The organism is Embleya sp. NPDC050493 (assembly GCF_044458105.1).
GTDB lineage: Bacteria > Actinomycetota > Actinomycetes > Streptomycetales > Streptomycetaceae > Embleya.
Window position 1 is genome coordinate 28,961 of sequence record NZ_JBITHP010000005.1, and the last position, 12,493, is coordinate 41,453.

A 12,493-nucleotide genomic window follows, 5' to 3' on the forward strand; every position below is an offset into this window, starting at 1 on the left:
GGGTGCGACCGGAGTCCAGATCCCCGGACCACATCGGGGCATCCGACCAACGCGGTGCGTGAGCCGCTGTGCAGCGGCACAGGAGGGGTCGGTGGGGTTCGGGCGCGAGGCGGGGCGGCGGGTGCGGGCAGCGGGGCGGATCAGGTGCGCAGGCGGTGTGCGTCCAGGGCCAGGGCGAGTTCGACGAGATCGCGGGGCAGGCCGAGTTCGCGGCCGGTCAGTTGTTCCAGGCGGCGCAAGCGGTTGAGCACGGTGTTGCGGTGGCAGAAGAGGCGCCGGCCCGCGCGCACCGCCGAGCCACCGGAGTCGAGCCACGCGCCGAGCGTGCCGAGCAACAGATCGCGGTCCACCGGGTCGAGCGCCAGGATCGGCCCGAGCACGCGCGCCGCGAGATCGTGCGCCAGATCGGGCTGCGAGGCGACCAGCGCGGCGGGCAACCGCTCGTCCAGTCGGGCGCATTCACCGTCGGCGGTACACGTTCGCAAGGCGATCTCGGCGAGCCGCCGAGCCCGGCCGAGTGCGGCGAGCCCGTCGACGATCGCACTGATGCCGGCCCGGGACCCGGCCGCCGGGCCGAACGTTTCGGCAACCTCGTCCAACCCCGCCGTACCGAGCAGTACGACTGCGAACTCCCCCTCCATTCGGGCCCGCCACACCACCCGCACGCCGTCCGGCGCCGCCCGCCTCGGCGCGTCGTGCACCCCTGTGCCGGGCAGCGGATGGCGCAACGCGACCACGGCATACCGGCCCCGCTCGGGCAGGTCGAGCACCGCCGCCGCGGCGGCCAGGTCGGCCGCCGGCGCCCGGCCGTCCAAGAGCGTGTCCAACAGGGCGTGCACCCGTTCGTCATGACGATTCGTCAGCTCCGCCTCGACCCGCCGGTACGCATCGGCGATCGCCGCGGCATGCCCGTCGACGAAGTTCCACACGTCGGTGGCCACGTGCACCAACAGCCGCACCTCGTCCGGCTCCTGCTCCGCGGCGACCTCGACCAGGGTCTGCCACAGGAGCACTCCGCCGAGTCGGTAGGCGTGCAACAGGGCCTCCAGCGGCACGCCTTGCTCGGCCCGCCGCCGGGCCAGCCGACCGGAGGCCCACCGGCTGCCCTCCAGCTCGCGGGGCCACACCGCGAGTGCTCCCACCCCGACGCGCAACGCCTCGTGCGCACTCTGCCAGAGCTCGTCCGGCGGCACGCCGCCGTCCAGATAGGCGGGTTCGAGCGCCTGGAGCTCCGCCACGAGCCGATCCGTCAACTCCGGCAACCGCGCCGGCAACACCCGAGCCGCCCGCCGCAACAACGCGGTGTGAGCCGACCCACCGGACAACTCCGCTTCGACCATCGTTCCCCCACCCCCGCAAGGCCAAGGACGCCGTCCGGGGCAACACTGACAGATCGGGGGCCCGGGTAAACAGGAGATGATCGAGCCGGGGCCCGGATGTGACGTGCGGGCGAGGACGAGCCGAACGAGGTGGGACGCCGGGGCGGCCCGGCCGGGGGCGCCGGCGGGCCGGGCGGGCGTGGTGTCGTCCGGTTTACAGGAAGGTGTCGCGGCCGCCGTTGACGATCAGGGTTTGGCCGGTGATGTAGCGGGAGCCGGCGGTGCACAAAAACGTGGCGGGGGCGCCGATGTCGGTTTCCGGGTCGCCGACTCGGTGCATCGGGACCTTGTCCGCGATCCGGGACTCCATGGTCGGGTCGGCCTCGAAGGCGGCTGCCAACGCGGGGGTGACGGCCAGGGGAGCGAGTCCGTTGACCCGTACCCCGCTCGGGCCCCACTCGCGGGCCAGGGCCTTGACGAAGCCGCGCTGGGCGCCCTTGACGCCCGCGTAGAAGGACAGGTTGGCGCTGCCCCGCATGCCGGCGGGCGAGGTCAGCAGGAGCAACGCTCCCCGGGTCTCGCGCAGGTGCGGGTAGGCCGCGTGGGCCACCGTGAACGAGCCGGTCAGTGAGACGTCCGCGTGTTCGCGCCACAACCGCGGTCCGGCCCGCTCGAAGTCCACCGGTTCGCTGGAGCGGCGCGAGGTCGCGTTGTGCACCACCGCGTCCAGTCGGCCGAACCTGGCCACGGTCGCCTCGATCGCGGCGCGTACCGACTCCGCCGAGGTGACATCGCACTCGGTCGCCCATCCGGCCCCGCCGCGCGCGGTGATCTCCTCGACCACCTCGGCGCCGGCCGCGCGTCGGCGGGCGGTCACCACGACGGTGGAACCGGCCGCCGCCAGAGCCAGGGCGATGCCCCTGCCGAGGCCGGCGGCCGCGCCCGTCACCAGGGCGACATGCGCGGTCGTGGTGTCTTCGGTGCCCGCTGCCGCGTTCTCGGTCATGGCGTCATCAGCGCTCCTCCGTCGACGATCAGGGTGGTCCCGGTCATTCGGGCCGCCGCCGGCGCGAGCAGCAGCGATATCGCGTCCACCACGTCCGGCACGGTGCCGGCCCCGGGCAGGACCGCCTCGCCGCGGTCCACGTCGGTGCCGCGCAGGTGTTCGGCGCCGTAGGCGAATACGTCCGGGGTGACGATGTTGACGGTGATCCCGTCGGCCGCCCAGCGCCGGGCCGCGGACTTGGCCAGCGCGCGCAGCGTTTCGGCGGCGGTGGCCAGCGGGACCAACTCGGCGGCACCTTCGAGCGCGACGGCGGGCACGACCAGCACGAACCGGCCCCGACGCGGCGCCAGCACCTCGTGGGCGGCCTGAAGCACCGTCAGGCCGTGCCGGATCGGATCCTCGGCGAGCCGCTGCCACTCGGCACCGGTCAGCGTGGCCAGCGGACGCGGCGTGAACGCCTCGGCGGCCACCAGGGTGTACACGAGCACATCCACCGCGTCGTGACCGGCGTCGCGCAGTGTCGTGCCGAGGGCGGTGCGGAAGTCGTCCGGGTCGTCGAGCGGGGCACACAGGGTCACCACACGTGCACCGGCCTGTTCCTCGGCCTCGGCGATGCGGCCGGCGGCCGGGTCGGGGTCGTGCGGATCGCACAGGATCAGTTCGCAACCGTCCCGGACGAGCCGGTGCGCGACGGCCGCGCCGAGGTCGGCCGCACCCACGACGAGGGCAACACGTTTGCTCACGAGACCTCCGAAGGTGGTGATCGACAGCGCGATGGAACCACGGAGCTCGTGAATTGACCATGCGTCATTCCAACCCGCGTGTCGGCCGTTTTCTTTTGCCCGGTGCTGTGTTGTGCTTCCAGGCACACCCGGTGATCAGGCGAGGGAGCGGTCGTGGCGACCTACGTGTACCGATGTGCCGACTGCGGCGACTTCGAGCTGGTCCGCCCGCTCGGCGAGGCCGGCCCGGACGAGCGATGCCCCGGCTGCGCGGCGCCCGGTCGACGGGTGTGGACCGCACCCCGGCTCGGCAACAGCGGCGTCGGCATGCGCACGGCCGCCGCCGAGGAGCGCTCGGCGCACGCGCCGGCCGTGACCTCGGGGCCGCCGCCCCGACCGGGTGTGCGCGGCTCGGGCGACCCCCGACACGCGCGTCTGCCCCGGCCCTGACGCATCGTCAACGGCCGCCCTTCCGCCCAGTCTTCGAGGAGTCACATGCCCGAGGTCGTGTTCGGTGTCGACCAGTCCCGCCCGTTCCGGGAGCAGAAGGCGCTCGGCCACAACCGGTGGCACCCGGACGTACCCCCGGTGACCGTGGTCAAGCCCGGTGCCGAGTTCCGGATCGAGTGCCGCGAGTGGTTCGACGGCACGATCGGCAACAACGACAGCGCCGACGACGTGCGCGACGCGGATCTGACGATGGTGCATCAGCTGAGTGGGCCGATCGGGGTGGAGGGCGCTCGGCCGGGCGACCTGCTGATCGTGGACATCCTCGACGTCGGCGCCTGTCCGCAGGACGACACCTTCCCGGTGACCGGTCCGGTGGCCGGCCAAGGGTGGGGCTACACCGGCCTGTTCGCGAGGGAGAACGGCGGCGGGTTCCTCACCGACCACTTCCCCGGTGCGTACAAGGCGGTGTGGGACTTCCACGGACAGCGGGCCACCTCCCGGCACATTCCCGGGGTCGAGCTGACCGGCATGATCCACCCCGGCCTGATGGGCACCGCCCCGTCCGCGCGGCTGCTCGCCGAGTGGAACGCCCGCGAGGGGGCGCTGCGCGCGACCGACCCGGACCGGGTGCCGCCGCTGGCGCTGCCGCCCGAGCCGATTGCGGCGGTGCTGGGCTCGATGGATGCCGCCCAGGCCGCGGCCGCCGCCCGCGAGGCCGCGCGAACCGCGCCGCCGCGCGAGAACGGCGGCAACCAGGACATCAAGAACCTGACCGCCGGTTCGCGGATCTTCTACCCGGTGTTCGTGGACGGCGCCAAGCTGTCGGTGGGCGACCTGCACTTCTGCCAGGGCGACGGGGAGATCACCTTCTGCGGCGCGATCGAGATGGGCGGGTTCATCGACCTGCGGGTGGACGTGCTCAAGGGCGGGATGCAGACGTACGGCGTCACCACGAACCCGATCTTCATGCCGGGGCGGTCCGCACCGCAGTACTCGGAGTACCTGACCTTCACCGGATTCTCGGTCACCGAGGACGGCGAACAGCGCTACCTGGACTCGACCCTGGCCTATCGGCGGGCATGCCTGAACGCGATCACCTACCTGACCAGGTTCGGCTACACGCCCGAGCAGGCCTACCTGATCCTGGGGGCGGCGCCGATCGAGGGCCGGTTCTCCGGCGTGGTGGACATCCCCAACGCGTGCGCCACGCTGTACGTGCCGACGGAGATCTTCGACTTCGACATCCGCCCGTCGGCCTCGGGACCGGCCTTCGCCGACCGCGGGCAGTGCGCGACGACGAGCGGCTGAGTCGACCGAGAGGTGCACCCGCGAAGTGGGGTGCGTGGGTGCACCTCGGCCGAGTGGTTGTCGGCCTGACCCCGTAGCTTCCCGGTGAGGACGCCACGGAGGGTGCACGAGTGTCGAAGACCGCCATGATCGCGCTGCTGGCCGAAATGAACGATGCCGACGGAGTGATCTTCGCACGGATCCGGAACGAGATGCCGGCGGCCCTGCGCGACACCGAGACCCTGCCCCCTGCCGTGGTGCGCACCGCGCTCCATCTGGACGACGCCGCCGCGCTGTTCGCGATCGCGGGCAACCTGGGCCTGCCGCGCGGTGCGATCGCCGAGCTGTACACCGGGCCCGCACTGCGGATGTTGCGCGCCCTGCGCGCGCTCGGCCCCAAGAACCCTCGCGCGTACACCGAGGCGACGCGTGGCGTCCGGGAGTTGATGGATCGTCACCTCGGCGGCTCGGCCGCGGCCTGGGGCCGACTGCTCGCGTTGTTGCCGACCCACGAGGGGCCGCTGCACGCGGCGATCGAGGCCGCGGGCGCGGGAGACGACCACTCGGGGCCGACCGGCCCCGACGAACTCCTTGCGATACCTGCCGAGTTGCGCACGGAGTTCCGGCAGTTGGCGCTGCTCGCACCGGCGGATTCGATCGCGCGGCTGTTGCCCGCGCTGCGTCCGCACATCGTGCGCGACCTGGTGCGCTTCGGCGTCGAGGTGCCGCCCGCCGTGCTCGCCGACACGATCGCCCGGGCGACGCCCGCGCAGTGCCGCTCGCTGGCTCGGGCCAGGCGGGCGCTGCCCGAGGTGGGCGCCGCGCTGATCGGCCTCGACGACCCCGCCCTGAACGCGCTGGTCTACCTCAATCCGCATACCGGCGAGGCGATTCGGGCCCGCATCATGGCCTCCTCGACGCCGCTGCACCCGACCCTGGTGGAGCGGCTGTGCGACAACTGGTCGATCCCGACCCGGCTGCCCGCGCTGTGGTCCGGCGATCCGCTCCTGGTGCGCGCGGCATTGCTCAAGCGGCGCACGATGTCGATCACGCTCGCCGAGAGCCTGGCGATCTGGCAGGACAGGGGCATCGAGGGACTGCGCCCGCACGCCCGACACCAGGTGGCGATGCCGGCCGGCTCGGAACCTCGGCCGTTCCGGGCCCCGCGCTATCGCCTGCTGTTCATGATCGCCCTGTTGCGTCTGTGCGATCGGGCCGGCCCCCGGGCCGCGCTCGACCTGCTCGACGACGTGCCCGTGGCCGAGTCGGAGGCGCGGCGCTGTCGCGAACTGCTCTCCTCGCCCGCCGGGATTGCTCGACTGCGTGCCGAGATCGACGCCGCCGGCGGCACCCGCCGACTGGTTCGGCGCCTGCGAACCGACCTGCCGCGGTTCGGCTGGCCGATGCTGGAGACCACCTCCGTGGACTGGGCCGAGATCACCCGGGCGCACCGCCGCAAGCGGTTCTCCGACCCGGCGTTGGCGCTGCTGGCCAAGCAGGACGGCTGCCCGGCCGAACTGCGGCGCGAAGCCGGGTGGGTGCCGACCGGCGGGCGTTGGCCCGTGCCGATCGGTTGGAGCGACCCCAGGACGGGCCGCGGACTCGCCGCATCCGAACGCGCGACGGCCGCCGACGTGGCGGCCGGGCGGACGCCGATCGGCGAACTGCTGACCGGCCCGCGTGCGGCCTCGGCCTGCGAACTGCTCGCGCTGCGCGACACGATCGCCCCCGACGGCCGCGCCGCGCACGAACTCAGCGTCCGATTGCGCGAGTTGATCGAACGCCGGGTCACCCCGGCGGACCGGGTGGCGTTCGCCGTGGTCGCGCTGCGCCTGCTCCCCGAGTTCGAGGGCAGCCTGGCCCAACTGGTCGACACCGCGGCTGCCGCCGTGCGCGGCTGACCGACCCCACTTCCCACCGTCGGCCCGAACGGGCCCGACTCCCGAGAGGGCTTCCCGACATGCAGTATCGCTCCGCGTTCGCGCTGCTCGCCGCGCTGGACAACGCCGAGGGCGAGGTGTTCGCCCGGGTGCGCGGCTCGTACGCACCGCACCTGGGCGAGGCACGCGGCCTCCCGGTCGCGCTGATCACCTCGGCGATCCGCTACGGCACCAACGCCGACCTGGTCAAGATCGCGGCACGGACCCGAAACGTCCGGGTGACCACCGAACTCCTCGCCGAGGCCGGACCCGCCGTCGCCGTCCTGCGCTTCCTCCGGCATTGCGGCGCGAGCGACGGCTTCTCCTACCTGCGCCCGATCACCGAGGTGAGCGCGCTGCTGAACGCGCGGCTCGGCGCCGACCCGCGCGCCTGGTCGCGGCTGCTGACGCTGCTGCCCGACCACCAGGGCACCGTGACCGAACTCGTCGAGGCGGCCGCCGCCGGCGAGGGCGGCACCGAGGCGATCCCGACGCCCCCGCGCACGGTGACCACCCAATGGCGGCAACTGCTCCTGCTGGCAAACCCGGAGCACCTGAGCGCCCTCGTCCCGCACCTGCGCCCCCGCACCGTGATCGACCTGGTGCACTTCGGCGCCCGACTGCCCGCGCCGCTCGTCGCCGACGCGGTGCGCCGCGCGACACCGACGCAGCGCCGGGCGCTGGCCGCGGCCGAGCACCTGCGTCCGGAGGGGTACGACGCGCTGATCGACCTGGGCGACTCGGCGCTGAACGCGGTCGTCTACGCCAACCCTCGGGCCGGCGACCGGGAGCGGAACCGGATCATGGCCGCCGCGGGCGAGGTCCCGCTCGACCCGGCCACGATCGAGCGGGTGATCCGCTCGGACAACGCCCGCTACCGGCGCCCCGCCGTGTGGTCCGGCGATCCGGCGCTGGTGCGCGCCGCGCTGCTGCGGGTGCGACACATGAGCGTGAGTGTCGCCGAGTGCGTCGAGACGTGGGAGCACGGCGGCGTCGAGGCGCTGCGCCCGCGGTTCCACAACGCCTACCAACGCAAGCAGTACGAGCCCTTCGTGGTGCCGCTGCATCGGGCGGTCCTGCTCGGCGCGTTGCTCGCCCTGTGGGATCGGCACGGTGTGGCGCAGGCGGAACTCCTGGTCGCCGATCTGCCGCTGCGCGATGCCTCGGCGGCCAAGCTGCGCGCGATGTTCGCGGCCGGCGACGCGGGACACGCGCGGATGCGGGCCGAGTACGAGCGCGAACTCGGCCGGCGGGCACGTCGGTCCGAACACCCCCGCGTGCCGCAGGGCTTCCGCATCGCCGCCCCCTGGGACCCGCGGGCCGGCTGGGACACTCTCGTGGCCGCACACGCGCAGGAGCCGCTGGCCGGGGCGAGCGCACGCTTTTTGACCGCGTTCCCGCAGTGCCCGACCCCGATCGCCGAGGCGGCCGAGGACGGCGAGATGTTGCGCGGGCAGTGGCCCGCGACCGACCGGTGGTATCGAACGTTTCCGCGCGACCCGGTCTACACAAGCGAGGTGCGTCGACTGCGCGCCGAATGGGGGAGGATCCCGGGGCTGGCGGAGAAGATGTTCACCGGCACCACGCCCGCCGGGGAAGCCCTGGAGCTCTACGACCGGATCCAGCGGTACGCGCCCGACCCGCAGTCGGCGGCGGAGCAGCGACTGCGGATGTCCGAGTACATCCGCGAACACCTGGGAGAGGACCTGGAGGCGCGGGTGATCGCCGCCCGGATGGCCCCCTCGTTCGTCGGGACGCTGCCCGAGTTGTTCGTGACCGCGGCCGCCGCGGCCGGCTGAGCGGGCCGGCCCGGAGGATCGCGCGGGGGCGCGTGGCGGCCGGAAAAGCGTTGGTGTGGAGGGCCGATTCGGGGTACCGATGCACACGTGACGGATGAGCGCGTACTGACGTGGCAGGTGACCGAGAGCGGCGGGCAGGAGACCTCGTGGGTCGAGTTGGGGCAGTCGCGGCTCTCCGCGCGTGGCGAGGCCCTGGGCACGACGCCTCGGTCCTATCGACTCACCTACGAGTTGGAGACCGCCCAGGACTACGTGACCACACGGTTGCGCGTGGTCGCGCAGGGTGCGGGCGAGACCAGGCGGCTGGATCTGCGGCGCACCGCCGACGGCTGGACCGTGGACGGTGTGCCGCGGCCGGATCTGGCCGACGCACTCGACTGCGACCTGGGCCTGTGTCCGCTCACCAACACGATGCCGATCCTGCGGCACGGGCTGCACGAGGAGGCCGGCCGGCACCGCTTCCTGATGGCGTTCGTGGCCGTGCCGGAGCTGGTGGTGGAGCCGTCCTGGCAGACGTACACGCACCTGGGGGTGGAGCCCGACGGGGCTCGGGTACGCTACGAATCCGGTGACTTCCGCAGCGATCTGCTCGTGGATCACGAGGGATTGGTGCTGGACTATCCGCAGTTGGCGACCCGGATCTGAGCCGTCCGGCCGACGCTGCCGCCGATCATGGCCGTAACAGTCCTGTTGCTCTTGTCGTCCCGCTGTGAAGGCTTTGGCCGGATTCCATAAAATTCGGTCCCATGAGCTCCTCCTCGGACGCAGCGTCCCCGCTGCCCGCCCGCACTCCAGGTCTGCCCACCCGGGTGCCGCAACCCCGTCAGGGCGGACGGCACCGTCGGCCCGATTCCCATGAACTCCCGGAGGCCGCCAAACCGTTGATTCTTGCCGTGCCCGGTCCCGCGAACGCCGACCTGCTCGCCCTGGTGAGCGAGGTCGCGTTGCTGGCCGGCGCGGATCTGCCCGGCCTGGACATCAGGCCGCTGGTGATGGAGGAGGGCGAGACCGACCTCGCCGCAGTGATGCGCGGCGCGCCGTCGGCGGTCGTCGTCCCGCTTCTGCTCGGTCCCCATGCCGAGTCCGCGGCCCGGATCGAGGCGGTGCTCGCCGGCGCGGAGGGCGAGTTCCTGCGCTGCGGCGTGCTCGGTCCGCACCCGCTGCTCGCCGAGGTGCTGCACGAGCGGCTCTCCGAGGCCGGCCTGGCCCGCGCCGACCGGGCGCGCCTGTTCAGTGTCGCGACCGCCGCCGAGGGGATCGTGCTGGTCACCGACGGTGGCCCGGAGGCCGTCGCCGCGGCCGAGGTGACCGGTGTGCTGCTCGCCGCCCGCCTTGCGCTGCCGGTGATGACCGCCGACCTGGGCGATCCGAAGACGGTGCTCGCCGCGGCCGAGCGGCTGCGCGAGATGGGCGCGGCCTCGATAGCACTCGCCCCGCACGTGCTCGGTCCCGACGTCGAGACCGGCCGGATCGCGGAGGTCGCGGCACAGGCCGGCTGTACGGCGGCCGAGCCGATCGGCGCGCACACCTCGGTGGCGAAGCTGATCCTGCACAAGTATCTGGAGGCGTGCGGCTAGCCGCACACCCCACCGGGGTGCGGTCGACCGCACGGACCCGGCCCGGCGGCGCATGGTTCCCCCCGTGCCATGCGCCGCCGAAACGTGCCCGAGACCGCCCGGACGGGTGAGTCGTGGGCGACCCGTGCGCAGGCCGCGGCCGAGTCGCGAATGAGTCCCCGGATCGGGCGGCGCCGCCTGGCGACGGGTGCCGAGCCGGGCGGATTCGGGATTCCGTGAACCCGGGTGCGCTGGGAGAGTTCCGCCAAACGGCGGCTCTTCGGCTGCGGTGCCGGAGTGGGGGGAACACGGGGCCATGGACACGTCACGCAAGAAATACGGTTTTGCCATCGCGCTGGTGGCGATCGGCCTGCTGGCCGGTCTGATCACCCTGGTCTGGGAGTCGGATCGGAGCCGGGACACCCCGCACAGGGATTCGGCGGCCTCGGTGCCCACCGCATCCGCACCCGCCCCCGCGGCGTCCGGGAACCGGCCGACCACGCTCACCCTGACCACCACGGGGGATGTGCTCGCCTATCCGACGATCATCGCCCAGTCCGAGCGCGACGCGGCCGGCGGCCCGGGTGGCGCGAGCGGCTCCGGCGGTTCGGGAAACGACTTCCACAAGATCTTCGCGGACGTGGTGCCGCTGGTGCAGAAGGCCGATCTGGCGCTGTGCCACATGGAGACGCCGTACGCCCCGCCCGAGGGGCCCTTCACCGGGTACCCGATCTTCGCCGCGCCGCCGCAGATCGCCCGTACGCTCGCGGACACCGGCTACGACGGCTGCTCGACCGCGTCCAACCACACGCTCGACGGCGGCTTCACCGGCCTGCAGCGCACGCTGGACACGCTGGACGCGGCGGGCGTACGGCATGCGGGCAGCGCACGCACCGAGCAGGAGGCGGCGCCGACGATCCTGGACGTCAAGGGCGTCAAGGTCGCGCACCTGTCCTGGACCTACGACACCAACGGCATCCCGCTGCCGGAGGGCAAGCCGTGGTCGGTCAACGTGATCGACAAGGACCGGATGATCGCGCAGGCCCGGGCCGCCCGCGCCGCCGGCGCCGAACTGGTCCTGCTCAGCGTGCACTGGGGCACCGAGTGGCAGCGCGAGCCGGATGCCCAACAGCGGGCACTGGCAAAGGAGTTGACCGCCTCGACGAACAACGGCGTGAAGGACGTCGACCTGATCATCGGTACGCACAACCACGTGCCGCAGGCCTACGAGAAGGTCAACGGCACCTGGGTGATCTACGGCATGGGCGACGAGTTGGCCAACTTCCCGGACAAGCCGCGCGGAAACTACAGCTCCGCCGGGCTGTTCACGTTCTCCCGGGACGCGGCGGGGAAGTGGAGCGTGACCGACGCGCGGTTCCGCCCGCTGTACTCGCACCCGGGCCCGCCGTTTCGGATCCTGGACGTGAACAAGGCGTTGGCCGACCCGACCACCCCCGCCGACACCCGGGCGCTGCTGGAGACCGCGCGCTCGACGGTGGTCGATGCGGTGCTCTCCGAGGGTGCGGCCGGGGCGGGGCTCACCGAGTCGAAGTAGGACGAGTCGCGGAGCCGGGGCGTGGGTGGCGCTCGGGTGCGGGTGCGGGGCGCGTGGGACGGGTGGGGGTCAGGGCATCGGGCGGGCGCCCCGGGCGGTCCCGGCCTCGTGAGGCGTGCTGTGCGGTCCCGGCGCCGGGAGGGTGTCCCGTGCCGTCACGGCGTCGGGAGGGCGTCCCAGAAAGCCAGTTCGTAGCTCTGCATCAGGCGGGCGGCGGTCTTGGCGCCCTCCTGGTCGTCGCCCGCGTCCAACCCGGTCTGCAACAGCGTCAGTGCCGCGTCCTCGAAGCCCGGCGGCAACGACGCGAAGAAGGTGAAGAACGCGACCTGGTCCTCGGTCAACTCGTGGTGGGTACGCAGCGCCCGCGCGAAGCGCTCGCAATACCCGCCCCAGAAGCCGAAGTTGGCCAACAACGCCAGCGAGACCTCGGCGCGCGAGCCGTACAGGGCCAGCCAGGCCAGGTGATGCGGGTAGCCCTGCGCGGCGGCGTTCGGGGCGTAGCCGAGCAGGTCGGCGGCGCTCATCCCGATCGCCTCCGCGTACGGCATCAACAACTGCAACGCCTGGCCCTCACCACTGGCCAGCGCCAGGAACAACTGGGCCGACTCCGGGAATCGGGACGCGAGCAGGGCGAACGAGCGCCGATCGCTCAGGATGATCCGGTATTCCTCCCCGGCGATCCGACGCAGCGCGTCCGGTTCCACCGGGCCGGCCTCGGCACGGTCCACGAACCGGTTCGTCGATCCTGGGGTCAGGTCCTGCACGACCTGGGCGTAGAGCATCCGTGCGTCCATGGTGCCACCGTTCGTTCGACGTGTTGATTGCGCCGGCGGCCGGCCGCGTGTCGTGGCCGGCTCGTCGGACGTCCCGCGCCGCCGTG

At 72.8% G+C, this 12,493-nt stretch carries 11 protein-coding genes; 7 read left to right on the forward strand and 4 right to left on the reverse strand.

Annotated elements, in window-relative coordinates; translation table 11 throughout:
* Positions 1-140 precede the first annotated feature (140 nt).
* From ACIBM5_RS12275 to ACIBM5_RS12285, 3 genes are all read right to left on the reverse strand, one after another.
* The gene (locus tag ACIBM5_RS12275; protein ID WP_391581177.1) at positions 141-1,340 is read right to left on the reverse strand and encodes a PucR family transcriptional regulator; all 1,200 of its coding nucleotides are present in this window, start codon (positions 1,338-1,340) and stop codon (positions 141-143) included.
* Positions 1,341-1,533: 193 nt separating this feature from the next.
* Entirely contained in the window at positions 1,534-2,325 is a 792-nt protein-coding gene (locus ACIBM5_RS12280; RefSeq protein WP_396006798.1) for an SDR family NAD(P)-dependent oxidoreductase, read from the reverse strand.
* Positions 2,322-3,068, reverse strand: a complete 747-nt coding sequence (locus ACIBM5_RS12285; RefSeq protein ID WP_396006799.1) for an SDR family NAD(P)-dependent oxidoreductase — start codon at positions 3,066-3,068, stop codon at positions 2,322-2,324. The genes ACIBM5_RS12280 and ACIBM5_RS12285 overlap by 4 nt, the downstream gene beginning before the upstream one ends.
* Before the next feature lie 153 nt (positions 3,069-3,221).
* Between ACIBM5_RS12285 and ACIBM5_RS12290 the strand changes: the two genes are divergently transcribed.
* The 7 genes from ACIBM5_RS12290 to ACIBM5_RS12320 all read left to right on the forward strand — a co-directional run bounded on the left by ACIBM5_RS12290 (position 3,222) and on the right by ACIBM5_RS12320 (position 11,613).
* Entirely contained in the window at positions 3,222-3,497 is a 276-nt protein-coding gene (locus tag ACIBM5_RS12290) for an FmdB family zinc ribbon protein (protein ID WP_391581180.1), read from the forward strand.
* Positions 3,498-3,542: 45 nt separating this feature from the next.
* Positions 3,543-4,805, forward strand: coding sequence for a formamidase (gene fmdA / locus ACIBM5_RS12295; RefSeq protein ID WP_391581181.1), 1,263 nt, complete (start codon positions 3,543-3,545; stop codon positions 4,803-4,805).
* 110 nt (positions 4,806-4,915) lie between these two features.
* Complete coding sequence (locus tag ACIBM5_RS12300; protein WP_396006800.1) at positions 4,916-6,685, forward strand: hypothetical protein; 1,770 nt, start codon at positions 4,916-4,918, stop codon at positions 6,683-6,685.
* Positions 6,686-6,744: 59 nt separating this feature from the next.
* A complete protein-coding gene (locus ACIBM5_RS12305) occupies positions 6,745-8,502 on the forward strand; it encodes a hypothetical protein (RefSeq protein ID WP_396006801.1) in 1,758 nt (585 codons plus the stop codon).
* A gap of 87 nt (positions 8,503-8,589) precedes the next feature.
* A complete protein-coding gene (locus ACIBM5_RS12310; RefSeq protein WP_391581184.1) occupies positions 8,590-9,147 on the forward strand; it encodes a putative glycolipid-binding domain-containing protein in 558 nt (185 codons plus the stop codon).
* A 101-nt stretch (positions 9,148-9,248) separates the two neighbouring features.
* Entirely contained in the window at positions 9,249-10,079 is an 831-nt protein-coding gene (locus ACIBM5_RS12315; protein WP_396006802.1) for a sirohydrochlorin chelatase, read from the forward strand.
* 295 nt (positions 10,080-10,374) lie between these two features.
* On the forward strand, positions 10,375-11,613 hold the full coding sequence (locus ACIBM5_RS12320; RefSeq protein ID WP_396006803.1) for a CapA family protein: 1,239 nt from the start codon (positions 10,375-10,377) through the stop codon (positions 11,611-11,613).
* A gap of 155 nt (positions 11,614-11,768) precedes the next feature.
* On the opposite strand, the gene ACIBM5_RS12325 is transcribed toward ACIBM5_RS12320, so the two are convergent.
* Positions 11,769-12,407 carry a transcriptional regulator gene (locus ACIBM5_RS12325; protein ID WP_396006804.1) on the reverse strand — a complete coding sequence of 213 codons (639 nt, stop codon included), beginning with the start codon at positions 12,405-12,407 and terminating at the stop codon, positions 11,769-11,771.
* Positions 12,408-12,493 lie beyond the last annotated feature (86 nt).